The sequence below is a fragment of the Oceanisphaera avium genome (genome assembly GCF_002157875.1).
In the GTDB taxonomy this organism is placed as follows: Bacteria; Pseudomonadota; Gammaproteobacteria; order Enterobacterales; family Aeromonadaceae; genus Oceanimonas; species Oceanimonas avium.
The window spans coordinates 2,142,067-2,166,817 of the sequence record NZ_CP021376.1 but is presented as its reverse complement, the minus strand read 5'-3'; the positions used below and the strand labels follow the sequence as shown (position 1 = coordinate 2,166,817).

General features: G+C 47.7%; 21 protein-coding genes and 1 riboswitch. Of the genes, 15 read left to right on the top strand and 6 right to left on the bottom strand.

Annotation, left to right across the window (positions count from 1 at the left end; genetic code table 11):
* Nucleotides 1–262 precede the first annotated feature (262 nt).
* From polA to mnhG, 9 genes are all read left to right on the top strand, one after another.
* Nucleotides 263–3,001 (top strand): DNA polymerase I, encoded by a 2,739-nt coding sequence (gene polA, locus CBP12_RS09975; protein WP_086964297.1) that lies wholly within the window; start codon nt 263–265, stop codon nt 2,999–3,001.
* Nucleotides 3,002–3,138: 137 nt separating this feature from the next.
* Nucleotides 3,139–3,248: riboswitch (TPP riboswitch) on the top strand.
* A gap of 39 nt (nt 3,249–3,287) precedes the next feature.
* Nucleotides 3,288–4,109, top strand: a complete 822-nt coding sequence (thiD, locus tag CBP12_RS09970) for a bifunctional hydroxymethylpyrimidine kinase/phosphomethylpyrimidine kinase (protein ID WP_086964296.1) — start codon at nt 3,288–3,290, stop codon at nt 4,107–4,109.
* Nucleotides 4,110–4,357: 248 nt separating this feature from the next.
* Nucleotides 4,358–6,661 carry a putative monovalent cation/H+ antiporter subunit A gene (locus tag CBP12_RS09965; protein WP_086964295.1) on the top strand — a complete coding sequence of 768 codons (2,304 nt, stop codon included), beginning with the start codon at nt 4,358–4,360 and terminating at the stop codon, nt 6,659–6,661.
* Complete coding sequence (locus CBP12_RS09960; RefSeq protein ID WP_086964294.1) at nt 6,658–7,089, top strand: Na+/H+ antiporter subunit B; 432 nt, start codon at nt 6,658–6,660, stop codon at nt 7,087–7,089. The genes CBP12_RS09965 and CBP12_RS09960 overlap by 4 nt, the downstream gene beginning before the upstream one ends.
* Nucleotides 7,089–7,436, top strand: a complete 348-nt coding sequence (locus CBP12_RS09955) for a Na+/H+ antiporter subunit C (protein ID WP_086964293.1) — start codon at nt 7,089–7,091, stop codon at nt 7,434–7,436. The genes CBP12_RS09960 and CBP12_RS09955 overlap by 1 nt, the downstream gene beginning before the upstream one ends.
* A complete protein-coding gene (locus CBP12_RS09950; RefSeq protein ID WP_198341789.1) occupies nt 7,433–8,944 on the top strand; it encodes a Na+/H+ antiporter subunit D in 1,512 nt (503 codons plus the stop codon). Before CBP12_RS09955 ends, CBP12_RS09950 begins: the two co-directional genes overlap by 4 nt.
* On the top strand, nt 8,941–9,414 hold the full coding sequence (locus CBP12_RS09945) for a Na+/H+ antiporter subunit E (RefSeq protein WP_086964292.1): 474 nt from the start codon (nt 8,941–8,943) through the stop codon (nt 9,412–9,414). Before CBP12_RS09950 ends, CBP12_RS09945 begins: the two co-directional genes overlap by 4 nt.
* A 2-nt stretch (nt 9,415–9,416) precedes the next feature.
* Nucleotides 9,417–9,692 (top strand): cation:proton antiporter, encoded by a 276-nt coding sequence (locus CBP12_RS09940; RefSeq protein WP_086964291.1) that lies wholly within the window; start codon nt 9,417–9,419, stop codon nt 9,690–9,692.
* Nucleotides 9,685–10,071 carry a monovalent cation/H(+) antiporter subunit G gene (mnhG, locus tag CBP12_RS09935; RefSeq protein WP_086964290.1) on the top strand — a complete coding sequence of 129 codons (387 nt, stop codon included), beginning with the start codon at nt 9,685–9,687 and terminating at the stop codon, nt 10,069–10,071. Before CBP12_RS09940 ends, mnhG begins: the two co-directional genes overlap by 8 nt.
* 177 nt (nt 10,072–10,248) lie before the next feature.
* Here mnhG and CBP12_RS09930 read toward each other — a convergent pair whose 3' ends face one another.
* Genes CBP12_RS09930 through CBP12_RS09920 form a run of 3 tightly spaced genes read right to left on the bottom strand, consistent with a single transcriptional unit; the run spans nt 10,249 to nt 13,507 of the window.
* The gene (locus tag CBP12_RS09930) at nt 10,249–10,641 is read right to left on the bottom strand and encodes a response regulator (RefSeq protein WP_086964289.1); all 393 of its coding nucleotides are present in this window, start codon (nt 10,639–10,641) and stop codon (nt 10,249–10,251) included.
* Nucleotide 10,642: 1 nt separating this feature from the next.
* Entirely contained in the window at nt 10,643–11,845 is a 1,203-nt protein-coding gene (locus CBP12_RS09925; RefSeq protein ID WP_086964288.1) for an HDOD domain-containing protein, read from the bottom strand.
* Between the two features lie 3 nt (nt 11,846–11,848).
* Nucleotides 11,849–13,507: a diguanylate cyclase gene (locus CBP12_RS09920; protein ID WP_086964287.1), complete on the bottom strand. Its 1,659-nt coding sequence runs from the start codon at nt 13,505–13,507 to the stop codon at nt 11,849–11,851.
* Between the two features lie 192 nt (nt 13,508–13,699).
* Between CBP12_RS09920 and CBP12_RS09915 the strand changes: the two genes are divergently transcribed.
* Complete coding sequence (locus tag CBP12_RS09915; protein ID WP_198341787.1) at nt 13,700–15,493, top strand: sensor histidine kinase; 1,794 nt, start codon at nt 13,700–13,702, stop codon at nt 15,491–15,493.
* Entirely contained in the window at nt 15,490–18,348 is a 2,859-nt protein-coding gene (locus CBP12_RS09910; RefSeq protein WP_086964285.1) for a PAS domain S-box protein, read from the top strand. The genes CBP12_RS09915 and CBP12_RS09910 overlap by 4 nt, the downstream gene beginning before the upstream one ends.
* A gap of 43 nt (nt 18,349–18,391) precedes the next feature.
* Here the strand turns inward: CBP12_RS09910 and CBP12_RS09905 are convergent, their stop codons facing one another.
* On the bottom strand, nt 18,392–19,078 hold the full coding sequence (locus tag CBP12_RS09905; protein ID WP_086964284.1) for a pseudouridine synthase: 687 nt from the start codon (nt 19,076–19,078) through the stop codon (nt 18,392–18,394).
* Entirely contained in the window at nt 19,078–19,725 is a 648-nt protein-coding gene (gene yihA, locus CBP12_RS09900; RefSeq protein WP_086964283.1) for a ribosome biogenesis GTP-binding protein YihA/YsxC, read from the bottom strand. Before yihA ends, CBP12_RS09905 begins: the two co-directional genes overlap by 1 nt.
* Nucleotides 19,726–19,868: 143 nt before the next feature.
* Between yihA and CBP12_RS09895 the strand changes: the two genes are divergently transcribed.
* The 4 genes from CBP12_RS09895 to hemN all read left to right on the top strand — a co-directional run bounded on the left by CBP12_RS09895 (nt 19,869) and on the right by hemN (nt 23,198).
* Nucleotides 19,869–20,486, top strand: a complete 618-nt coding sequence (locus CBP12_RS09895; protein WP_086964282.1) for a c-type cytochrome — start codon at nt 19,869–19,871, stop codon at nt 20,484–20,486.
* Between the two features lie 297 nt (nt 20,487–20,783).
* Nucleotides 20,784–21,359: a Der GTPase-activating protein YihI gene (gene yihI, locus CBP12_RS09890; RefSeq protein ID WP_086964281.1), complete on the top strand. Its 576-nt coding sequence runs from the start codon at nt 20,784–20,786 to the stop codon at nt 21,357–21,359.
* Complete coding sequence (locus tag CBP12_RS09885) at nt 21,356–21,814, top strand: DUF2489 domain-containing protein (RefSeq protein WP_086964280.1); 459 nt, start codon at nt 21,356–21,358, stop codon at nt 21,812–21,814. The genes yihI and CBP12_RS09885 overlap by 4 nt, the downstream gene beginning before the upstream one ends.
* A gap of 13 nt (nt 21,815–21,827) precedes the next feature.
* Complete coding sequence (hemN, locus tag CBP12_RS09880; RefSeq protein ID WP_086964279.1) at nt 21,828–23,198, top strand: oxygen-independent coproporphyrinogen III oxidase; 1,371 nt, start codon at nt 21,828–21,830, stop codon at nt 23,196–23,198.
* A gap of 138 nt (nt 23,199–23,336) precedes the next feature.
* Here the strand turns inward: hemN and glnG are convergent, their stop codons facing one another.
* On the bottom strand, nt 23,337–24,740 hold the full coding sequence (gene glnG, locus CBP12_RS09875; protein WP_086964278.1) for a nitrogen regulation protein NR(I): 1,404 nt from the start codon (nt 24,738–24,740) through the stop codon (nt 23,337–23,339).
* Nucleotides 24,741–24,751: the final 11 nt, after the last annotated feature.

The window sequence follows — 24,751 nt, the reverse complement described above, 5'->3', positions numbered from 1 at the left end:
GCTAGGGATAAGTTATGCTAGCATTTATTTAGCTCAATGATTATTCACAGCTCACACAAAGCAATTTTCCACATTGCAAGATCTTAATTACAGATCAAGCATAAATATCTAAGTATATGATAAACAAGATCTAATTAAATTTACTTAGATCGGATCCCGATCGGTTTCGCACAGACTTATCCACAGGCTGAAATAGGTCGAGCGTGGTATCAGGCGCTTGGCTGTGGCATGCTAATAGGCAACGCATTAATGAGAATAGACCATGGCTGCCTTACTCCAAAAACCTCTGATCCTAGTCGATGGATCTTCTTATCTTTATCGTGCTTACTTTGCATCCTTACGTGCTGATCTGCGCACCAGTGACGGGCGCCCTAGTGGAGCGATCCGCGTGGTCACGAATATGCTGCGCAGCCTGCATAAGCAGTTTCCAGAGTCACAAGTCACAGTGGTATTTGATGCTAAAGGTAAAACCTTTCGTGATGATCTTTATAGCGAATATAAAGCGCAGCGCCCTGCTATGCCCGATGATCTGCGCAGCCAAATAGCGCCCATCCATCAGATAATTAAAGCCATGGGCTTACCACTGATTATTGAGTCTGGTGTGGAGGCGGACGATGTGATTGGCACGCTAGCGCGCCAAGCCACAGAGCAAAAGCTGGATGTGGTGATCAGCACCGGTGATAAAGATATGGCGCAACTGGTCACGGATCACGTGCTGTTAATGGACACCATGAAAAATGAATTTATGGACCGAGACGGCGTTATTGAAAAGTTTGGCGTGCCACCTGAGCTGATCATCGACTTATTAGCTTTGGTCGGCGATAAAGTAGATAACATTCCGGGGATGCCAGGAGTGGGTGAGAAAACGGCACTTGCGCTGCTACAAGGCTTAGGCTCCATTGAACAGATTAGTGAGCAATTAGATAAAGTGGCGGATCTTGGCTTTCGGGGAGCGAAAAGCTTTGCCGCTAGGTTTATTGAGCATAAAGAGCTGCTTGATTTGTCTTATACCTTGGCGACCATTAAAACTGATGTAGCACTGGAATGCGGCCCCGCTGAATTAGTGCAAACTCCGCCCGATACACAGGCGCTTAAAGCCCTATACCAAGAGTATGAATTTCGTAATTTATTAGCCGAGTTAGACCCCCAACAAGACAGCGCCCCTGCTAAGCCTGCTGCACCGACCCTGACTGTGGATTATGCCACTATTTTAACAGAGGCCGACTTACACACTTGGGTGGCTCGTTTAGCTAAAACGCCTTACTTTGCCTTTGATACTGAAACCACCAGCCTTAATTATCGCGATGCACAAGTTGTGGGCCTGTCATTTGCCATTGAAGCGGGCCAAGCCGCTTATGTACCCTTTGGCCACGATTATTTAGATGCTCCTGAACAGTTAAGTGAAGAGGTAGTGTTAAGCGCCCTTAAACCCCTATTAGAAGCTGAACAGCCGATAAAACTAGGTCAAAATCTTAAATACGACGCCAACGTGTTAAAGAACCACGGCATTAAAATGGCCGGCATGGGGTTAGACACCATGTTGGAGTCGTATGTGCTTAATTCGGTACAAACGCGCCACGATATGGACAGTATGGCCAGTTTTTTCTTAAACCATGCTACTACGCCTTTTGAAACGATTGCCGGAAAGGGCGCCAAGCAGCTGACTTTTAACCAAATTCCGCTAGAAGAAGCGGCGTTTTATGCGGCTGAGGATGCAGACATTACGCTGCGTTTGCATCAGTACTTAGCTAAGCAGCTAGCAGCTGAGCCTAAGTTGCAAAGCGTATTCACCGACATTGAAATGCCATTAGTGCCGATTTTAGCCGACATGGAATACACAGGCGTTAAAATCGACAGCAAACTGCTGGCTATCCAAAGTGATGAAATTGCTAAACGCTTAAAAGAATTGGAGCTGAAGGCTCATGAATTGGCCGGCGAGCCCTTTAACTTAAGCTCGCCTAAGCAGTTGGGTGAAATTCTCTTTACCAAGCTTGAATTACCTGTCTTGAAGAAGACGCCAAAAGGAGCGCCGTCTACGGCGGAAGAAGTGCTGCAAGAGTTGGCGCTGGATTATCCGCTGCCTAAGTTATTGATGGAATATCGGGGGTTAAGCAAGCTTAAGTCCACTTATACCGATAAGTTACCGCTAATGGTGAATGAGCACAGTGGTCGTATTCACACCTCTTATCATCAGGCCAATGCGGCAACGGGGCGTTTATCGTCTTCGGATCCTAACTTACAAAATATTCCGATCCGTACCCCTGAGGGGCGGCGTATTCGCCAAGCTTTTATTGCTGAGCCGGGCTATAAACTGGTGGCGGCGGACTACTCGCAAATTGAACTGCGGATCATGGCTCATTTATCTAAAGATAAAGGCTTGCTTGATGCTTTTAGTAAAGGCCTAGATATTCACAAAGCCACCGCTGCCGAAGTATTTGGCATTGAGCTGGACAGCGTCACTACCGAGCAGCGCCGGCGCGCTAAGGCCATTAACTTTGGTTTGATTTATGGCATGAGTGCCTTTGGTTTATCTCGTCAGCTGGGTATTCCACGCCATGAATCCCAAGCTTATATGGATATTTATTTTGAACGCTACCCAGGCGTGCTGCGGTATATGGAAGACACGCGGGCGCTAGCGGCAGATAAGGGCTATGTTGAGACGCTTTTTGGCCGGCGATTATATCTGCCTGAGATCAATGCCAAAAACGGCGCGCGCCGCAAAGGCGCCGAACGTGCCGCTATTAACGCGCCTATGCAAGGAACCGCGGCAGATATTATCAAGAAGGCCATGATCACGGTTGCCGCTTGGTTAAAAAATCAAAGCGAAGGCGAAGTGCGCATGATTATGCAGGTGCACGATGAATTGGTGTTTGAAATTCGCGAAGATAAAGTCGCCGACTTTAAACAGCAAATTTGCGATTTAATGCAAAATGCCGCCAGCATAGACGTGCCTTTGCTCGTCGAAGCCGGTGAAGGCGACAACTGGGATCAGGCTCATTAACTGAGTACTATAGGTTTAACGCCATAGGCTAAAAATACCACACCGAGCCGCTTGGCTCGGTGTTGTTCTTGGCCTTACGGCGTAAGGCGTATCGCGTGCACCTTTCTTTTAAGGGGTGAGCTCGCTATTATCAGGCTCCTTGTTAGTCGGGGAGCCTTAAATTAACTTAAGTGCTGAGACGGTGACTGCCGGACCCGCTGTACCTGATCCAGTTAATGCTGGCGGAGGAAACTAACGGCTAAATATTAATTTGCCTGTGGTTCCTTCGTCCGAAGGAGCTTAATTTATGCCTCATCAGAAAAATCAGCAGCAAAAACCCATTATTTTGACCATCGCCGGCTCAGACTGCAGCGGTGGCGCCGGTATCCAAGCGGATATTAAAGCCATTTCTGCGACCGGTGGCTATGCCTGCTCGGTGATCACCGCGCTCACCGCGCAAAATACCCAAGGCGTCACCGCCGTTCATGCCACCCCACAAGCTATGATCCAAGCTCAGTTAGACGCCATATTCGGCGATCTGGCGGTCACTGCCGTTAAAGTGGGCATGTTGGGTGATAGCGAGACCATTGGCACCGTGGCCGCGGCACTGCGAAAATATCGACCCGCTCATCTAGTCGTGGATCCGGTAATGGTCACTGCTAATGGCGATATGCTGCTGGCAGAAGATGCGGTTAATTGCCTGCGCGAAGAACTATTGCCATTAGCGGATGTGATCACGCCCAACTTACCGGAAGCGGCGGCGTTATTAGGAGAGGCTATTCCTGCGCACCTTGCTGAGGTAGAGGCCTTATTTGCCGGCTTACAGCAATTAGATTGTAAGGCGATTTTGATAAAAGGCGGCTTTTTACAACAAGAAGCGCGCAGTCCCGACTGGTTGTTAAGTGGCCAACAGGTTCGCTGCTTTGATACACCGCGCATTATGACGAATAACACCCATGGTACTGGATGTACGTTATCGGCGGCGCTGGCAAGCTTCTTAGGGCAAGGTTATCCATTAGATGAAGCGGTAGAGCGAGCCAAGCACTATATCGATCAGGCTATTTTGGCCGGCAGCAAGGTGCGCATCGGCCATGGTCGGGGCCCAGTGGAGCATTTTTTCACTCGCTAAGCGCCAAGGTTTTGGCTTTGATCCATATCGCATTTATGAACACCAGCCGCACAAATGCGGCTGGTGAGCTTGCGTTTTATAAGTGCGACTTGTAGTATCGACCGCCATAATAATATAAAAATAATCGATTAACTGTTTGATAAATAATCGAAATACTTCTTTACTATAGCCTCAGCTCAGTGCCATCTCTCCCCCTATTTTTAGCTTATTCTATTGCCTGAACAGGCAAGGAAAGGAGGCATTTTCCTATGCTTGTTGCCATTTTATCAGGCTTTATTTTGGCCTTGTTAACGCCCCAGTTATCACGTGTCTTAGGCGCGTATCTAGGCTGGGGCTTAGCTTTATTGCCGGCCGTATTATTTGCCTATTTTGCTACTTTTTTGCCAGCGATTAGTGCAGGTGACACTCTCTATTATCAGTATGCTTGGATCCCCAGTCTCGATATTAATCTGAGTTTAATGGTGGATGGCTTAAGCCTGATGTTTGCCTTATTAATCACCGGCATTGGTACTTTTATCTTTATTTATGCTGGGCAATATCTGCACGGCCATAAAGACATGTATAAGCTATTAATGTACTTGTTGGCCTTTATGGGAGCCATGCTGGGCTTGGTGCTATCGAGCAACTTAATTGCCATGTTTGTCTTTTGGGAGCTCACCAGCTTTACCTCTTATTTATTAATTGGTTTTAACCATGAACAGCAAAAAGCCCGCAAGGCCGCCTTGCAGGGCTTTTTTATTACCGTCGCCGGTGGTCTTGCGCTAATGACGGGCTTAATTTTATTAGGCACCCTAGGCGGCAGCTTTGAAATAACGGCACTGCTAGCGCAGGGCACCTCGCTACAAGATAACCCGCTATTTTTAGTGATGATGGCGTTAATTCTGCTGGGAGCGTTTACTAAGTCTGCCCAAGTGCCCTTTCATTTTTGGCTACCTAATGCCATGGCAGCGCCTACACCCGTGAGCGCTTACTTACACTCGGCGACTATGGTCAAAGCGGGCGTATATTTAATGGCGCGCATCCAACCTATGATGGCAGGCTATGAGCCGTGGACGCTCACGCTTTCTTTAGTGGGCGGGGTGACCATGACGTTAGGCGCCATCATGGCGGTGTGCAGTACCGACTTAAAGCGCATTTTAGCTTACTCCACCATAATGGCGCTGGGCACATTAACCATGTTAATTGGTATTGGCACTCCCTATGCGCTAGAAGCAGCCATGGTCTTTTTATTAGCGCATGCCCTTTATAAAGGGGCGCTTTTTATGGCCGCCGGCACACTGGATCATGTCACGGGTACCAAAGATGTGCGTGACTTGGCGGGCCTTCGTAAATATATGCCGCACACGGCGATATTTACCACGTTAGCCGCACTGTCACTGGCAGGGATACCGCCTTTATTTGGCTTTATTGCCAAAGAGCTAATGTTTAGTGGCGCCTTAAGCAGCACCGGACTCGCCCCGTTATTAATTGTATTGTGCTTGATCACCGCCATTTGTATTGTGGCGGCGAGCGCCTTAGTGGCTATTAAGCCTTTTTATGGCGCTTATAAAACCACACCTAACATCCCCCATGAAGCGCCTTGGTCGATGCGTTTAGGCTTTTCTGTACTGGCTCTTTTAGGGCTAATTTTTGGCTTAGTGCCCAGCCTTATCTCTCCTTTACTACAAGCAGCAACTCAGGTTATTAGTGGCGAGCCACCCGCGCAGACTCTGCACTTGGCATTGTGGCATGGCTTTAATTTACCGCTCTTGCTGAGTGCCATTGCGCTGGGGAGTGGGGCGCTGCTTTATTATTACTGGAGTGTTAGTCGTGAGCCACTGAGTAAAGGCATTGATTTCTTGGCTTATGGCCCAGAGCGCAACTATGAGCGCATGATGCAAGGCTTAGTGTGGCTGGCGGATAAACAAACTCGCGTATTGCAAAACGGTTATATGGCCAATTATATTCTGACTATTTTGCTAACTAGCATTGCGCTGTTGGCTTATGTGTTCTGGTCGGAGCAGGCCTTTGCTTATTCGCTGTATTTTAACGATGTGCGCTTTTATGAAGTGGTGATTGCGCTATTAATGATGGTGTCTGCTATTTATGCCTGTGTTACCTGTTTGCGCCTAGGCTCGGTGGCCGCACTGGGAGTGTTGGGTTTCGTGATGGCCATGGTTTATGTGTTTTTTAGTGCCCCAGATTTAGCTATTACTCAGATTTTAGTAGAAACACTTACTGTGATTATGCTGGTGTTAGTCTTGTTTCGCCTACCGCGTTTTCAAGAATTATCTAGCCCATGGGTACGTATTCGCGATGCTATCGTGGCCGGCGCTTTTGGGGTGCTTATTACTATGATGCTACTAACGGTGCATCAAACTGCCATGCCGGGTGAGCGAATTTCTGATTACTTGGTGGCTAACAGTTATCTCTTGGCTCATGGACGTAATATCGTCAACGTAATTTTGGTGGACTTTAGAGCCTTTGATACCTTGGGCGAGATTTTTGTGTTGGCGCTGGCAGCCATTGGCGTTAATGCCATGATCCGCTTTCGTGAGGAGGCGACGTCATGAGAACTGAAACCTCTATTATCTTACAAACCGCGACCCGCATGCTGGTGCCGCTGTTGTTATTGTTTTCTATTTTCTTATTACTGCGCGGCCACAACGAGCCTGGTGGCGGCTTTATCGCAGGCTTAGTCGCCTCTTGCGCCTTTGGCTTACATTTGTTTGCCTTTGATGCTCGCAGCACCCGTATTTTACTTAAAGTAGAAAGCCAACACTTAATGGGGGTGGGGCTGTGTCTGGCGTTATTAAGCGGCATGGTGGGTGTGGTACTAAAAGGCCAACCGTTTTTAACCAGCCAGTGGGGCCAGTTTTACCTACCGGGCATTGGAGAGCTGAGTATTAGTACGCCTTTGTTCTTTGATATTGGTGTTTATTTAGTGGTGATCGGCGTGGTATCGACCATCTTGCTGTCGCTTGATAAGTCGGAGGATTAATGGAAAACCTATTCGCATTTGTGATTGGCGCTCTTTATGCCACCGCCTTATTTATGATGCTCAGACGCAGCATAGTGAAATTAGTCATTGGCTTAATGATTTTATCCAATGCCGCCAACTTATTAATTTTAAGTGCCGGTGGTCTGGTGCGCGGTGCTCCGCCTTTGATCGCCGAGCATTTAGAGCAGGTAACGGGCCCTATTGCTGATCCACTGCCACAAGCCTTAATTTTAACCGCCATTGTCATTAGTTTTGGGGTGCTGGCCTTCGCCGTAGTGTTAATACACAGAGCCTATGAAGTAATAGGTGCCGATGATATGAATGAAATGAAGAGCACTGACTTGTGAATATAGCCTTAGTACTGCCTATTTTTATCCCTATGTTAGCGGGCGCATTAACCTTGGCCTGTTGGCAATGGCGCAATGTACAGCGCATTTTGTCACTGCTCTCCGGTACCGGTCTGTTAGTTGCGGGCATTTATCTCTTTAGCCAAGTGCGCAGCCAAGGCATCTTAGTCGCTTATATGGGTAATTGGTCTGCGCCTTATGGCATCACCTTAGTGGCCGACTTATTAAGCGCCATTATGGTGTTGGTGACTGGCATTGTCGGCTTAAGTGTGGCGATTTACTCGTTGGCAACCATGAGTAAAAAGCATGAGGCTTTTGGCTATTATCCTTTGCTGCACTTAATGCTGGCTGGGGTGGCGGGCGCTTTTTTAACCGGTGATATTTTTAATCTCTATGTCTGGTTTGAGATCATGCTGGTGGCCTCGTTTGGTCTAATGATCTTAGGCGGTGAGCGCGCGCAAATGGAGGGCGCGCTAAAATACGTCACCTTAAACTTATTATCCTCGGCGTTATTTTTAACGGCCGTCGGCTTGCTATATGGCTATGCGGGTACGCTAAATATGGCTGACTTAGCGCTTAAACTGGGTAACGGTGAGCAGCCAGGTTTAGTGACAGTTATCGCCATGCTGTTTATGGTGGCCTTTGGCATTAAAGCGGCTGCATTTCCGCTCTTTTTCTGGTTGCCGGCTTCTTATCATACGCCTCCGGTGGCCATTTCAGCGGTGTTTGCCGGCTTGCTCACTAAAGTAGGGGTCTACGCCTTATACCGCGTCTTTAGTTTGATATTTATCCAAGATATTGGCTTAACTCATCATAATGTTTTAATGGCCATGGGCATCTTTACCATGCTTACGGGCGTGCTAGGGGCAGCCGCACAATTTGAAGTGCGCCGTATTTTATCTTTTCATATTGTTAGCCAAATTGGTTACATGCTAGTGGGCTTGGCATTATTTACACCGTTAGCCATTGCCGGCGGCGTTTTCTATATTTTTCACCATATTATTGTGAAGACGAATCTCTTTTTAATTAGCGGTATTATGTATCGCTATCATGGCAGTTATGATCTTGCCAAATTAGGAGGCCTCTATCGTAATGCACCTTGGCTGGCCTTTTTGTTTTTAATTCCGGCCATGTCTTTAGCGGGCATACCGCCGCTGTCGGGCTTCTTTGCTAAATATACGGTGATTAAGGCCGGCGTGTTAGAAGGTGCGTGGTGGATGGTGGGTATTGCCTTATTAGTGGGTCTGCTTACCTTATATTCTATGGTAAAAATTTGGGCGGAGGCATTTTGGAAACCTTTACCCGATGAAGCCAAGCCGTTGCGCGGTGAGTCCGACCCGCAGCGTTATTTATTGTATTTACCGGTAATAGTGTTAGCGGCCATGACGCTCACCATCGGCTTAGGTGCGGAATGGTTTATTAGGCTATCTCTTGATACCGCAGCACAATTATTAAACCCTAATGGCTATATTGAAGCGGTACTAGGCCCGCTTGGGAGTCGCTCATGAAGGCCTTTGGTTGGAATATGTTATTGGCCCTATTTTGGGTCATTTTATCGGGCAGTTATAGCATTAGTAATTTAGTGGCCGGCATGGTTCTCAGTTATTTTGTGCTGGCGTATGTGGCGCGCGATAAACCGGAATTTGCTAATTATTTTGGCAAGGCGCCCAATATTATTGGTTTTATTTTATTTTTTATTTGGGATTTAATTAAAGCCAATGCGCGGGTCGCTTATGATGTACTAACGCCCACCCATTTAATGCGCCCTGGCGTGATTGCCATCCCTCTCGACTTAAAAGACGATGCTGCTATTAGCTTATTTGCTAATCTCATTACGGTTACGCCGGGCTCACTGGCGCTGGATATTTCCAGTGATCGTAAGGTGTTATATGTGCACCTTATGTATTTGGACGATGAGGGCACTCAATTAGCTGAGCTTAAATCTCTTGAAGCCCGCGTATTAAATTTATTGAGGTAAGCATGCTTGAGATTTCCATTATTATTTCTTTTATATTTTTAAGTGTGGGCTTGGTGTTAGCTACATTGCGTTTGTTGCGTGGCCCCACCTTACCGGACCGAGTGGTGGCGCTAGAGGTGATTGCCTCGATGACGGTTGGGTTTATTGTGCTCTATAGCGTGAGTTATGGCGTGCCTGAGCTGATTGATGTGGCGTTAGTATTAGCGCTCACTTCCTTTTTAACGGCCGTGGCTTTTGCCCGCTACCTTGAACGAGGAGCACAACTTAGTGATGACTGAATTGCTCACCAGTGCTTTTTTACTACTAGGTGCCTTTTTAATGCTGCTCTCTGGCATTGGCATTATCCGCATGCCCGACTTACTGACCCGCATGCACGCGACCAGTAAAGCCGGTGCGCTTGGTATCGGGTTAATGACCTGTGGCTACATGATTTTTTATAGTGATAGCGCAAGCTTAGTCGTGCGCGCCTTGGCCATGATAGTGTTTGTTATTGTGACCGCACCCATCGCCGCCCATGTGTTAGCGCGCGCGGGTTATTTTGTGGGCATTGAGTTATGGGAGGGCACCATTAAAGATGTGATAAAAGAGCGCTACGACTTAAAAACCCGCCGTCTTGGCAGTGCGCCCAAGCCCCGCGATGATGAAGAGACCTATTAGCCCTATAGAAACCAAAAAGCCGAACCGTAAGCGTTCGGCTTTTTTCCGTCTTCCTGATGTACATCAAGATCTCATTTTCGCTTTAAATACCAAAATATAAAAGCGAGATACGGGGCCAGCCCAGTAAGACGGCTAAGGATGCTATTTTTCTTTAACTTGCGGCGTAATACGGTCAGTTTACGCTTTACTGCTCGACCAAATGTCGGTCACTTGCTGGGGCAAGCGCATGGGATCAAAGGGCTTAGCAATGACATCTACGGCGCCCATGGCTTTGTAGTGGGCGATTTCTTGGGGTTGAATTTTTGCCGTCATAAACGCAATTGGAATATGTGCCAGCTCTGCATGTTGGCGCAAGGCGGTTAAAGTACTGGGGCCATCCATGCCCGGCATCATGACATCTAATAATATCAGCTGGGGTGCAAAGTCGATGGCTTGTAACAGCGCTTGCTCGCCACTGGCACACAGCAATACTTCAAATCCTCCCACTACTTCTAATGCTAACTGGGCAATCTCGCGAATATCTGCATCATCTTCTACGTATAAAATTCGACTCAAGCACTGTGTAGACATATTAATGACTCTGTGTGGAGGGTGGAATAACGTCGGCGATAAGCGCAGGGACAACTAAGCGCTCAGACCGCCACTTTTCTACATCTAAGCCCACTTGGCGCAACATTCGCAGCGCCGCAGCGGTATTTAATTGGGAGCGGACTCTTAAGCCAGCTAGATGCATAATCAACAGGGCACGCTGGGTCGCATAGCTAGGAGCTTGATGAACGGCGCCAATTAATTCACGCATTGGCAGGGCCAATCCCCATTGCATTTTAAGGCGATTACCAAAAGGCGCACTCCATTGATTAAGCGCTTGAGTCAGCTCCGCATCTTGGAGTTGCCCCCCTTGGTTAATAAAATCTTGCAGCGCACGTATGACTGCCAGCTCGCCGGCACGACTGAGTAAACCCGCCGAATAAATCGCACCGCCATGAATGCCAATACTCAGCGCCATGGCGCGTGCAATATCGGCTACTTGCTCTGCCATGGTATAAAAATGCTGAGCTTGGGCTATTAATCTTGGCTCTTGTAATGCGCCGCGAATATCTAGTGCTAGCGCCATTGCCGCAGACAAAGACATCTCAATACCCAAGGTGCTAATCGCCTCTGAGAGTTGATTTATGGGTTTGCCGCTGCGCTTTAAAGAGGCACCATTGGCCAGTTGTAATAGGCGAGCCGCAAGCGGGATTTCATTGTGCCAAGTACGACTTAAACTTTGTGGCGAAAGCTCGTCGCGAAGTTCAAGTAGGGGTAATACTGCTGCTACCGATAACGCCGTGGGTAGTTTAAGAGGCTGGCTTAGACACTGAGTTAACCAAGTGCTTAGGCTTTGTTTGGCGGCTGGCTTTGCTAGCGGAGGACTCAGTTTAGTGAGTAGCGGCGTAAGTCTGTGTTGTAACATGGCGATATCGAGCGGTTTGGCAATAAATTCGCTTACTCCTAAGCGGGCTGCGCTCATCACAGCGTCACGATCCGAGTGCGCACTGATCATGACAATAGGTAAATGACGATCTTGACTGCGCACGAGCTTTACTAGCTCTAAGCCAGAGCCATCACTGAGGTGGCGATCGCAAATAACTAGTTGCATACAGGGACGCCACGCCGCTTTGGCGCCCGCCACCGTGCTGCAATGCTTAACCTGTGCCCAGGGGGCTAAATTTCCCAGCACTAATATCAGCAGCTCTGCCACTAAGGGGTCATCTTCTAACAGCAAAATAGGCATTGCTTACTCGGGGGAGTCGCTAGCAGGAGCATGGGGCAGATAGCAAGTAACGCCATTTCTACCCGCTTGTTTTTGCTGATATAAAGCAGCATCAGCAGCATTAAGGGCATGCTCTTCACTGACAAAGTCGTTCAATAGCGCCAGTCCCACACTCACGGTGACGTGAAAAGTGCCGTTATTACCCATAAAGCTTAATTGTGAAAAGTGATAACAGATTTCTTCAAACATGTGCTTAGCTTGCGCTAATGAACACTCTGGTAAGATAACGACAAACTCCTCGCCGCCGTAGCGACCAAGATGATCTGTGGTACGTAATCGCTGTTGTAATAATTGCGCTAAAGCTTTAATTACTAAGTCACCCACACCATGGCCGTGAGTATCATTCACTCCCTTAAAGTGATCCAAGTCGAGCATAGCTAAACTGGTATTGTGGCCATAGCGCTGCACTCTTGCATATTCATGGCCAAGGGCGCGCTTAATATGTGAGTGATTTAATAAGCCGGTTAAGCCATCACTAGAGACTAGTTTGGCGAGCTGGCGAGCGCGATGACAAAGTGCGCGCACGGTCAGGATCAGTTGTTCATCAGAAATAGGCTTAGTAATAAACTCATCCGCGCCCTGAGCAAGGGCACTAATTTGTAAGTCTCGGTCTTGTTCAGATGATAAGTAGATAACGGGTAAGCTTAACCAATCTGGCTCCAAGCGGATCATGCGCGCTAAGGTCACGCCGGAATAAGGCGGCATATGCACATCAAGCAGTACTATATCTGGGCGAAACTCGGCCAACACCGCTAATAGCTCAGTAGGCTCGGCCATTACTTTAACGTTTTTACCCGCTTGGGTGAGCACTAAACGATAATGCTCTGCTAGCTCTTGGTCATCATCTAGCAATAACACCTTACTGGCGTAAGGCTGTTGCTGTTGGGATTTTATTTGCTCAATGCGCTTTGCCAGTTGCGGCACTTTTACCGGTTGTAAGAACAGACCATCAGCGCCTTGTTCAGCCAGTGCATAACGCGCGGCAAAGCTATCATCAGAGCCAATACATAAAATGGGTGAGGGCGAGGCATGGTGGGATTGTGCTTGTTGCTGATTCCAGTTTACTACTTGGGTAAGCTTGGCGGCAGGCGCGATAATAATGCTAGTACTTCGCCAGCAATGCGCACAATGCAGTGGTAGCTCTTCGCAAACGACTACCTTAAAGCCAAAATTATTAAGCGCCTCTGCCAGCTCGTTTAAGCTGGAGTCTAATACGAGTAATTGGGTTTGTTCGCTCGCTGTGTCTGGTAGGTCTGTTGTGGCTGCCTCAGCAGAAGAAGAGGGTTCAGTAACCAGTAAGCGTGAAAGCTGAGCTAGGCGCGCTTGGATTTCAGGAGCGAGGTGAAGATCAGATAGCGGGGGTGAGTCGCTGATCTGGGCTTTGATCACTTGCTCCAGTTGGCCGGCTTCTTGACCGAGTTGATGAAAGCCAAAGGTGCCACTTGAGCCAGCTAGCCGATGCAATAACTCATAGAGCGTTTGTAAATCTTCTCGCGTACAGTGGCCGTATTGCCAATCGGTTAGTTTGGCGCTGAGTTCGCGCAGTTGAATTGCGCTACGTTCGGCAAAGCGAGCCTTAAGCTGCAATAATCGCTCATCGATTGCGGTTACTTTCGGCGCCATCCGGTTCTCCATTTAAGCAAAGACGAATAAATTATCAGCCTAGGGCGGTAATGAGTGATAGCAAACATAAAACACACTATCGCAACTAAAGTTGTGCATTTATAGCTTAACGTTATCTCGTTAAGTAATACACTAGCGACTAGAGCTCGACGACTAGGAAGTGGCAGGATGCGAATATCGTTAAAGGGGCGCATGGCCCTGATTATATTAGTGACCACATTAGTGATCATTTTAGCCGTATTGTCGACGGGCTATCACATGTTAGTAAAGGGCGCCGAGCGCCAGCTACGTAATCAGCAAAGTATTATTACCGCCCGCGCCGCCGAGCAAGTTGCCCAGCTATTAGCGCTACGTGCTAACACCTTAGCTCATATTGGCGTGCAGCTTTCTAGCGGCCAGCAATTACATCCTGTGCCCACGCTCAAACAAGAATTGGCTCGCCAGCGCCAAATTAATGGTTTTTCGATGTTTCCCGATGGCATTATTGTGTTGGATAACAAAGGCATAGCGCGCGCCGAAAGTGTATATGTGCCGCAGCGAATTGGTACCGATTATGGACAGCGCGCTCATGTGCAACAAGCACTACAAACAGGCCAAGTCACGATGAGCCAACCTGTGATTGGCTTGCGCACCGGACAGCCGCTAATGAATATGGTGCAACCTATATTATCAGATGAGGGCGAGGTCCTAGGACTGCTAATGGGTATTATCACCCTGCGCGATGGCTCCTTGTTACCAGAGCAAAGTGTGCGCCAAGCTCGTCGTGAGGGAATTTCTTTTAAAATTATTGATACGCATAATCAGCTCTATATTTATGACGGTGCGCACCAAGGGGTTATGACTCAGCTAGAGTCCTTACCGACACCCTTAGCAGACCCGCTAGTGGACGCCGCTTTTTCTGGCTTTAGTAATGGTATTACCGATAGCCAGCCTAATGCTTGGTTATATGCCAATGCCCGCCTTGATGCGCTAAATTGGGTATTTATTAGCGCTGTGCCTTACAGCCATGCACTCGCCCCAGCTAAGGCTTTTTTTATTCGCTTTGCCGGTATTAGCTTAGGCTTAGGCGCGATTCTCTCTGCCTTGGCGTTTTGGTTAGTTTGGTTGGCAATTCGCCCACTCGATAGAATGACTCAGCAAATACGTACCATGAGCCATCAAGTACAAGCGAGTCGTCCCCAAGAGACAGTGAGATTATCGGAGCAGGGCGTCACTGAAGTGGCGAGCTTAGCGCAGGCGTTTAATCAGCTCACCGATGAGCGCCAGGCGCTTAGTGAGCTAAAAGACGACTTTATAGCCGTGATTAGTCATGAATTGCGCACGCCACTGACTTCTATTAATGGTGCGCTAAAGCTAACGCATTTAGGCCACGGCGGCCCCTTACCGAAAAAAGCCGCCGAGCTTACGGCCTTAGCACTGCGCAATGGTGAGCGTTTACAGTTGTTAATTAATGATCTTCTGGATTTTAATAAGCTCAGCAAAGGTAAGATGAGCTTAACGCCAGTGCGCATCGATATTGCAGAACTAGTGGCGCAGACTATCAACAGTAATCAGCCTATGGCGATGCAACACCAAGTGCAGTTATGCCAAGACAATGTCGAGTCTTTGCTAATTTATCAAGATCCGCTGCGCTTGCGCCAAGTGCTGGATAACTTAGTGAGCAATGCCATTAAATACTCTCCTGCCCACGGCCAAGTTAATATCAAAGCCACCAAAACTAATGACCATCAAGTGCGTATTACGGTAAGTGACCAAGGTGCGGGCATTAGTAATGAGTTTGCGCCCTTTATTTTTGAGCGTTTTGCTCAAGCTGAACACGGCAATATGCGCGCTCAGCAAGGTACTGGGCTCGGGCTGACGATTTGTAAAAATTTGGTCTCTTTAATGCAAGGTGAAATAGGCTTTTATAATGCAGAAGGCGCTCATTTTTGGGTCGATTTACCGCTAAATATGGCTGCGCAACTTAATCAGGAGACCTTACCATGATGCCTCCGTTAACACCGGCTGATGAAGTGCTGCGCTTACAAGCATTGATTAACACCGGTTTACTTGATAGCCCCACAGAGGCGAGCTTTGATCGTATTACTCGCTTGGCGCAGCAAATTTTTAAGGTTGATATCGCACTGGTGTCATTAATTGACAAGGACCGACAATGGTTTAAGTCTCGCCAAGGCTTAGAGGTGTGTGAAACCCATCGTGACTGGTCATTTTGCGGCCATGCTATTTTAGATGACAAGGTTTTTATTGTAGAAGATACCCACGCCACTGCGTGTTTTGCTGATAATCCTCTCGTAAAAGCCGCGCCTTATATTCGCTTTTATGCCGGCGCCCCCTTGCTTATCGAGGGCTATCGTCTGGGCACCTTATGCGTTATTGACAGCCAACCCCGCTCCTTTAGTGAACAAGACAGCCAATTACTGCGCCTGCTTGCTGATGAAGTGCAAGAACAAATTAGCCAGCGCAAATTATTGCAACTAAGCCAAACGCTGGCCGCCAAAGAAGCCCAAGCTCAGCTGATTATTGCCAATGCGAATGTGGGCACTTGGCTATGGCAACCAAGTAGTCATACCTGCCAAGTAAATGAGCGCTGGGCGCAGATTATTGGCTATACCTTGGCGGAGCTGGAACCCGTTACCAGTGAAACATGGCAAAGTCGTGTGCACCCTGAGGATGAACCTAAGTTAACGGCCTTGGTGGAGCGCTATCTAAGTGGAGTAACGGAAAAATATGAGTGCAAATACCGGATGCGACATAAGTTGGGTCATTGGGTGTGGGTGCACAGTCACGGCCAGCTACTAGATCCTGAGGTTGCGCAATCTGAGCTGACGCTTTATGGCTCGCTCGTTGATATTACGCCAGAGCGAGAAGCTCAAGCCCAGCTAGAGCGTAAAAACCAAGCGCTGTCTTTACTTAATCGAATTTCTTTTGAGCTTTCTGGCAGTCTAGATGAAAAAGTAAACCAAGCGCTCATCTTAGGTGGGGATTTTCTACGCTTAAGTGTGGGCATGGTCAGTGAAATGGTCAGCGATATTTATGTGGTGCGTTGGCTGGCCGCGCCCGCTCCTACTCATCTTGAAGTGGGGCAGCATTTTGCGATAGAGCAGACGTATTGCAAGTTACTCTTGCAACAAACTGGCGTACTCGCCATTGCTAATATGGGCCAGTCTGCTTTTAAAAATGAAGGCTGCTATCAGCAATTAGGTTTTGAGAGTTATATTGCGATTCGCTTAGAAGTAGATGGCCAGTTTTTTGGCACCCTTAATTTTTGTGATGCCAGCGTAAGAGCCGAGCCTTTTGATGAAACCGATCAGATGTTTCTTAAACTATTTGCTCATTGGCTCGGCGAAATATTAAGCAGGCAACTCCATGAAGAGCGCTTAACTAAGCTGCTCGATCAAATGCCCGGCATGTTATACCAATATCGGCATTGGCCCGATGGGCATAATAGCTTTCCTTATAGCAGTAATGGCATTAAACATATTTATGGAGTGACCCCAGCGCAAGTGCAGCGAGATGCGACGCAAATTTTTGCCCGTATTTATGAGCCAGACTTAGCCCAAGTACAAAGCAGTGCCTTAATCTCCCAACAAACGCTGTCGCTGTGGCATGCTCAATATCGCACCCTACAAGCCGATGGCAGCCTGCGCTGGGTGGAAGGGCGCGCTAAGCCGGAGCGACTCGATGATGGCAGCGTGATTTGGCATGGGTATATGGTAGATATACAAGCAGAAAAGCAAGCAGAGCTGGCTTTAACTGCTAGCGAGCAGCGGCTGCGCAGTTTATTTGAATTATCCTCTATCGGGATTGCGCTTAATGATTTTAAAACCGGCCAGTTTATTGATGTAAATCAGGCGCTGCTTGATGCGACTGGCTTTAGTAAGTCACAATTATTAAAGCTGCATTATCGCCAACTCACGCCCAGCCAATATCATGAGCAAGACCGCCAAGCCTTTGTGCAACTATCCACTAATGGTCGCTTTGCGCCCTATGAAAAAGAATATTACCGCTGGGATGGCTCGCTATTTCCGGTGCGCCAACAAGGAGTGTTGATCACCGAAGCCAATGGGCGGGTATTACTGTGGTCGCTTGTTGAAGATATCTCGGAATTAAAAAAAGTAGAGCAATTACAAAAAGAATTTGTTGCCACCGTTAGTCATGAATTGCGCACTCCTTTGACCTCTATCACCGGCTCATTAGCACTGCTTAGCCAAGGGGTGTTAGGTGTGCTGCCTGAAAAAGTACAACAGTTATTAAAAGTGGCTCACCATAATAGTCAGCGCTTAAATTTGTTAATTAATGACTTATTAGATATTGAAAAGCTGGCGGCCGGTAAAGTGACGTTTAATCCCCAAAGCTATGATTTAACTGAGCTAGTGCAAATCGCCATGACCATGAACCAGCCCTTAGGGGAAGCCCGAGGCATTAAACTGGTGCTTAAGTCTGAGCTCAGCCACGCCAAGGTCGTGATCGATAAAGACAGATTCTTACAAGCGCTGTCTAATTTGCAGTCTAATGCTATTAAGTTCTCACCCTCTGAAAGTGAGGTGCGAGTGAGCATAGCGCCCAGTGGTGAGCATTTTTATCGAGTGAGTGTGGCAGATGAGGGTGAGGGAGTGCCGCTTAATTTTAGGGATCGCATTTTTGAAAAATTTGCCCAAGCGGATAGCTCAGACAGTCGCCAAAAAGGCGGCACGGGATTAGGACTCGCCATTACCAAACAATTAATGGAAGACATGCAAGGGCGGGTGGGGTTTGACTCACAACCTCAGCAAGGAGCCTGTTTTTGGCTAGAGGTGCCGCGAGAGTTCGCCTTTTGCGCCCTACACCCAGCACCAAACTAAGCTAATAATAGTGGCTATCTGTTAGCTCGGCGCAGGTGCTGCGCTAAATCGAGGCCACTTCTTCAGGTGTAAGAAAGCGCCATTGGCCCTCGGCCAAAGAGTCTTCTAAGACAATTTCGCCCACCTTAAGACGATGCAACGCCACCACAAAATTACCCACAGCAGCAAACATGCGTTTTACCTGATGATACTTTCCCTCTTGAATCGTCAGTAATACGCGCGTTTCACTGAGCACGTCTAGCTGAGCCCCTAACGTGGGCGAGTCTTCGCCGTGTAGCATAATACCCTCAGAAAATAGTTGAGCTACGCCAGGCGCAAGCGGCTCGGCTAAGTCCACTTGATAGACTTTTTGACACTGATGTTTTGGGGAGCGCAAACGGTGTGACCACTGGCCATCGTCGGTGAGTAACAGTAAGCCAGTGGTGTCCACATCTAAGCGCCCGGCACATTGCATACCGCGGCACAGCTCAGGTGGCAAGAGCGCAAACACGCAAGGGTGAACCTCATCTTGGGTGGCGCTAATATAACCGGCAGGCTTGTGTAATAACACATAGCGCGGCTGAGGTTCGTTTAATAAGCGCCCCTCGAGTCGCACCGCTTGGCCATGAATTTGCTGGTCACTTTTTTTAATCACTTCTCCATCTACGGTGACATCGCCTCTGTGTAGCGCTTTTTTTGCCATAGAGCGAGTTAAGCCGGTGGCTTCAGATAAAAATCGGTCGAGACGCATTAGTTATTATCATCTTGGTGAGTGAGGGGCTCGGCTTGCTCATCTTCAAGTAGCCAAGCGCTCAGTACTTCTTTAGCGCGATCTACCCCTAAGCCTTTAAGAGAGCTAAAGGACTCAACACGAATATCGCCGCCGTAGACTTTAACGGCTTCGCGTACCCGTAGTACTTCTGAATTACGGGGGCCGGGCTTTAATTTATCGCTTTTAGTGAGTAAGGCGAGCACCGGTAAGCTACTTTCCGATGCCCACTCTAATAGCTGTTGATCGATGTCTTTTAGGGGGTGGCGAATATCCATAAGTACCACTAACCCTTTAAGACTCTCGCGTTTTTGTAAATAAATAGATAACGCCGCTTGCCATTTTTGTTTCATTTCTTGTGGCACTTTTGCATAGCCATAGCCGGGCAAGTCGATAAGACGCTTATCAGCGCTAAGCTCAAACACGTTAATCAATTGAGTACGACCGGGCGTTTTACTGATGCGAGCCAGACTTTTCTGCTGGGTTATTGTGTTTAAAGCAGATGATTTACCTGCATTGGAGCGGCCAGCAAAGGCAATTTCAACGCCAGTATCGGGCGGCATTTGGCTAATATCTGGCGCACTAGTAATAAAGCGGGCGCTGTTAAAATTTATCTGTTTGTTATCCAATATGATTTCCTCTGAGTTCTGATGCCGCTTTGCTTACTTTCTTACAAAAAAATTGTAGAATGGGGGTGTTTTTTGAATCACATTGTAACATGCCCTTGTCGGTATGTGATCTGGAAGCTCTTACAACGAGAAGTCGCAACGTCATGAAAAAAATTGTTTTCACGCTAGCCTTAATGCTCGGAGTGGTTGGTGTCGCCCAAGCTCAGGGCGACGTAGAAGCAGGTAAATCCAAGTCAGCTACTTGTGCTGCTTGTCATGGCCCTGATGGCAATAGCCCAATCGACATGTACCCAAAATTATCAGGCCAGCATGCCTCTTATTTAGCTAAGCAATTAGCTGAGTATAAAGCAGCAGCTACCGGTAATGAGGGTCGTGCTAACGCTATCATGGGCGGCATGGCCATGCCCTTGTCTGAAGAAGACATGGCAGATTTAGCTGCTTATTTTGCCAGCCAAGCCGTTACGCCTATCGCGGTACCAGAAGATGTTATCGAACAAGGTGCTGCTTTATACCAAGGCGGTGACATTGAGCGTGGCATTACTGCCTGTATCGCTTGTCACGGTCCACGTGGCGAAGGTTTGGAAGCTGCGATGTTTCCAAGCTTAACTGGCCAACATCCTAAATATATTGCCGAGCAATTGCATTTGTTCCGTACGGGAGAGCGTAATAACGATCCTAACGGCATGATGCGTAGCATAGCGGCCAAGTTAACAGATCAAGACATTGAAATATTGTCTAAATACGTAGCTGGCCTGCGTTAAGATCGTCTCTGGGGGCCAAGTGCCCCCTGCATACCTTGGCTCCCTTCCTAGCTGCTTAGCTTAATGCCTGCCGTGCTCTCTTTTAATACGCCATTATTGGGTCATTGTCGTTTGCGCTTTGCACTCACGACTGAGTCCTAATTTTTTTGGATCTTAATATCAGGCAGTCAGAGCAAGATGCGGTAGGCTTAGTCTTAAGTAGATGAGTGTTTAGCTTAAGCACTTATCACTCATTATCCTTGAGCTAGGCGGCTTGCTTGCTCAGGCAATAAAATAATTTTATATATCGGAGTCGATATGACACGCATAAAAAAATCCCGCACTCCGGGACAACTTGCAGCCAGCAAAAACACGCGCGAAACTGCCGCGCAAACTAAAGAGCGCCAGCGTAAAGCTAAACGTAAAGGCTTAGCGCCCGGCTCTCGACAAAACGTGCCTGAGCTTCATGAGCATAATAAAGATAAACAAGCGCCCACTGATCCTCGCTTGGGCTCAAAAAAGCCCGTTCCTCTCGGCCCGGCTACCAACACGGATGCGCCTGAGACAAAAAAATTCACTAAGCCTGCACCTGTTGCAAAAATAACAGTGATCGACGAATGCGCAGCTCTAAGTCCTGAGCAAGAGTTAGAGCAGCTAGAAAATGATGAGCGATTAAATACGCTGTTAGACCAAGTGGATGCCGGTAAAAAGTTAGCCAAAGCCGATGGCGCTTGGTTAGATGCTCGTTTAGCACGTCACCAACAGCTGCTTGAGCAATTAGGCTTGCTGGATGAAGAAGATGACGAGGCCAATGAAGGTGATGATCTGTGGACGCGGTTTATGGATACAGAATTTGATCCTGCACAATACGAGGATAAGGAAGATAAGTCATGATGTCAGCATGGGTTATTGCCGCCTTAATAGGCGGCGCTATTATTTTAGCGCTCGCTATTTATGCGGGTAAGTTATTAGGACAAGTAAAAGCACAAGCTTTACGTCAAACTCAGGCGGTAATGGTGCGCAATGAGCGTATTTTAGATAGTATTCGTACTATCGCCTTAGCGGTTAGCCAAGAGCAATGTAACCCGTCTGAAGGCGCGATTCGTTTAACCAATTTACTGAATGCGTTGCAGTTTAATGAGCCTCGAGATTTTGCTAACGAATACCCAGGTTTATATGAGCTGTATGAAAAAGTTAAAGATATGCCGACTCATGAGGCGAGAAATAATTTTAAGCGTAATGAGATCATGCGCTTAGACATGCAACGCGCCGGCTTTGAATTAGAGTTGGCAGCACAAATTAAAACAGAGGCGATAGCGCTGTCGGGCTTAACACTGCCTAGCGCTTAAGCTGGGGAGTAATATGACTGCACAAATTGAGTGGGATCAGGCGCTGATCGAGAAATACAATTATTCTGGACCTCGTTATACTTCGTATCCAACGGCAATGGAATTTAGTGAAAACTTTGGTATGCCGGAGTTAGAAGCGGCAGCGGCGCGCTATCCTGAGCGGCCCTTGTCACTTTATGTGCATATTCCTTTCTGTCATAAGCTTTGTTACTACTGCGGTTGTAATAAGGTGATTACTCGCCACCAGAGTAAAGCCGATCCTTACCTTGATTATTTAGAGTTAGAAATTAAACGACTAGCGCCGCTGTTTGCGGGGCGTACCGTCACTCAACTGCACTGGGGCGGTGGCACACCGACTTTTTTAACTGAGCCGCAAATTCGTCGCTTAAATAGCCTATTACGTGAAAATTTTAATTTTGCCGAACAAGGTGAATATAGCCTTGAAATTGATCCGCGAAAAATTGAGCTGAGCCTACTTGAAGTGCTAAAAGAAGTGGGCTTTAATCGCATCAGCTTAGGGGTGCAAGATTTTAATAAAGCGGTACAACAGATGGTGAACCGCGAGCAAGACAACGACTTTATTAAGGCGTTGGTGGTACGCGCCGCCGAGTTAGGTTTTACTTCAACTAACCTCGATTTAATTTACGGCTTGCCACTGCAAACTCCTGAAAGTTTTCAGCACACCTTAAAAGAAATTGTGGCGCTAAAACCCGCGCGGTTGTCGGTCTTTAACTATGCCCACTTACCTAGTCGTTTTGCCGCCCAGCGCAAGCTTAATCCGGCAGATATGCCAAGTCCCGCTAATAAGTTACTGATGCTTGAGCAAAGCATTAACTTTTTAACCGAGCAGGGCTATCAGTTTATTGGCATGGATCACTTTGCACTACCCGACGACACCTTAGCCATCGCTCAGCGCGAAGGTAAGTTGCACCGCAACTTCCAAGGGTACACTACTCAAGGTGAGTGTGACTTGCTGGGCTTAGGGGTATCGGCCATCAGCATGTTAGGTGATGCCTACTCACAAAATCATAAAGACTTAAAAGAGTATTACGCACAGCTCGATAATCTAGGTCACGCCCAAGCAGTGGGTTATGCGCTTAATACTGATGACTGTATCCGCCGTGATCTTATTAAGACGCTAATTTGTGATTTTGAGTTAGCATTTGCGCCACTGGAAGCAGAGTACGATATTGTATTTGCTGACTATTTTGCTGAAGACCTTAAGCTGCTGCAAACTTTTATCGACGATGAATTAGTGACCATGACTGACACTCATATTAACGTCACCTTAAAAGGCGAGCTGTTAATTCGCAATATTTGCATGTGTTTTGATGTGCACTTGCGCCGTGAAACCCGGATGCGCCAATTCTCCAGAGTGATCTAGCGCCACTTAAGCAATAGATTTGCAGTAAGAGAAAACACCGAGCCCTAAGCTCGGTGTTTTTATTTAAGTAAAGCTGGGTGAAGAAGCCCCGCCAAGAGCAGTACCGATATCGACATGTTTTAGAAAAGCGCGCTGTCCTTAGCCGTCACCTTTCCCATTCAGTTTGCGCGTTAAGGTATTGCGCCCCCAGCCCAATAATTTAGCGGCTGCTTGTTTATGGCCTTGGCTATGCTTAAGCGCACACGTTAATAAGATTTGCTCTACCTCTGGCAGTACCTCAGTTAACAGTGCTTGGCGACCTTGGCTAAATTCTTGCTCTGCCCAGTGTTGTAAGTGCAACTGCCAAGCACAAGCTTGGCGAGAGCTTGGCTGAGTGTGTAGCGTTTGGGGTAAGTCGCTGATTAATATCTCAGGCGCGGGCGCCATGACCGTTAACCAGCGACATAAGTTTTCTAATTGGCGGACATTGCCCGGCCAAGGTAGCCTTTGTAAGTGCGCTTGGGTACTAGGGTGGAGGCGTTTCGTGGCTACATCTAGCTCACTTGCAGCTTGATTAAGGAAATGTGCCGCCAGCTCAGGAATATCTTGGGCGCGCTCTGTTAAGGGCGGCATCAGCAGCGGGATGACATTTAAGCGATGAAATAAATCCTCTCTAAACTCTCCGCTGCTAAGCTTAACCGCCAAGTCTTGATGAGTGGCGGCAATAATGCGTACATTTACTTGTACTATGGCCTGCCCACCCACACGGTAAAATTGTCCCTCGGCTAATACTCGTAATAAACGAGTTTGTACATCGAGTGGCATATCGCCAATTTCATCTAAAAATAAAGTGCCACCCTGGGCTTGTTCAAAGCGCCCTTGGCGCCGCTGATGGGCGCCAGTAAAGGCGCCTTTCTCGTGGCCAAATAGTTCAGACTCAATTAGATCTTTAGGGATGGCCGCCATATTTAGCGCAATAAAAGGCCGAGTAGCGCGCGGGCTATGCTGGTGTAGCGCCCTAGCCACTAACTCTTTACCGGTGCCACTTTGGCCATTAATAAGCACTGCCATCGAGGAGTTAGCCAGTTTGCCAATTGCCCGAAATACCGCTTGCATCGCGGGCGCTTCACCAATGATGGTGCGGCCGTGCTCTTGAGTGGTTGTGCTAACAGAGACGGCTTGAGTAGAGCTAAAACTGGCCTGAATTGCTTTTTGTACTAAGGCAATGGCGTGATCAATATCAAAAGGTTTAGGTAAATACTCAAATGCCCCTTTTTGATATACCTTAATGGCGCTATCAAGATCAGAGTGAGCCGTCATCATAATAACTGCCAACTCAGGGCACTGTTGTTTTAGCTGGCTAAGCAGACTTAATCCATCGCCGTCGGGGAGGCGAATATCACATAACACCACCTGCGCTGGCGCGCTGTTAGGTAGCCAGTCAGCTAAAAAATCATGAATGTTGCTAAAGCTTCGACAGCTTAATTTAGCTTGCGCGAGCGCGCGCTCTAATACCCAGCGAATGCCCTCATCATCTTCTACTATCCAAACAGTTGCAGTCATGGTTTTCTTCG

Bases quoted from the DNA above. Each gene is read 5' to 3' on its own strand.
- polA (WP_086964297.1), top strand. From the start codon at position 263: ATGGCTGCCTTACTCCAAAAACCTCTGATCCTAGTCGATGGATCTTCT.
- thiD (WP_086964296.1), top strand. From the start codon at position 3,288: ATGCCTCATCAGAAAAATCAGCAGCAAAAACCCATTATTTTGACCATC.
- CBP12_RS09965 (WP_086964295.1), top strand. From the start codon at position 4,358: ATGCTTGTTGCCATTTTATCAGGCTTTATTTTGGCCTTGTTAACGCCC.
- CBP12_RS09960 (WP_086964294.1), top strand. From the start codon at position 6,658: ATGAGAACTGAAACCTCTATTATCTTACAAACCGCGACCCGCATGCTG.
- CBP12_RS09955 (WP_086964293.1), top strand. From the start codon at position 7,089: ATGGAAAACCTATTCGCATTTGTGATTGGCGCTCTTTATGCCACCGCC.
- CBP12_RS09945 (WP_086964292.1), top strand. From the start codon at position 8,941: ATGAAGGCCTTTGGTTGGAATATGTTATTGGCCCTATTTTGGGTCATT.
- CBP12_RS09940 (WP_086964291.1), top strand. From the start codon at position 9,417: ATGCTTGAGATTTCCATTATTATTTCTTTTATATTTTTAAGTGTGGGC.
- mnhG (WP_086964290.1), top strand. From the start codon at position 9,685: ATGACTGAATTGCTCACCAGTGCTTTTTTACTACTAGGTGCCTTTTTA.
- CBP12_RS09930 (WP_086964289.1), bottom strand. From the start codon at position 10,641: ATGTCTACACAGTGCTTGAGTCGAATTTTATACGTAGAAGATGATGCA.
- CBP12_RS09925 (WP_086964288.1), bottom strand. From the start codon at position 11,845: ATGCCTATTTTGCTGTTAGAAGATGACCCCTTAGTGGCAGAGCTGCTG.
- CBP12_RS09920 (WP_086964287.1), bottom strand. From the start codon at position 13,507: ATGGCGCCGAAAGTAACCGCAATCGATGAGCGATTATTGCAGCTTAAG.
- CBP12_RS09915 (WP_198341787.1), top strand. From the start codon at position 13,700: ATGGCCCTGATTATATTAGTGACCACATTAGTGATCATTTTAGCCGTA.
- CBP12_RS09910 (WP_086964285.1), top strand. From the start codon at position 15,490: ATGATGCCTCCGTTAACACCGGCTGATGAAGTGCTGCGCTTACAAGCA.
- CBP12_RS09905 (WP_086964284.1), bottom strand. From the start codon at position 19,078: ATGCGTCTCGACCGATTTTTATCTGAAGCCACCGGCTTAACTCGCTCT.
- CBP12_RS09895 (WP_086964282.1), top strand. From the start codon at position 19,869: ATGAAAAAAATTGTTTTCACGCTAGCCTTAATGCTCGGAGTGGTTGGT.
- yihI (WP_086964281.1), top strand. From the start codon at position 20,784: ATGACACGCATAAAAAAATCCCGCACTCCGGGACAACTTGCAGCCAGC.
- CBP12_RS09885 (WP_086964280.1), top strand. From the start codon at position 21,356: ATGATGTCAGCATGGGTTATTGCCGCCTTAATAGGCGGCGCTATTATT.
- hemN (WP_086964279.1), top strand. From the start codon at position 21,828: ATGACTGCACAAATTGAGTGGGATCAGGCGCTGATCGAGAAATACAAT.
- glnG (WP_086964278.1), bottom strand. From the start codon at position 24,740: ATGACTGCAACTGTTTGGATAGTAGAAGATGATGAGGGCATTCGCTGG.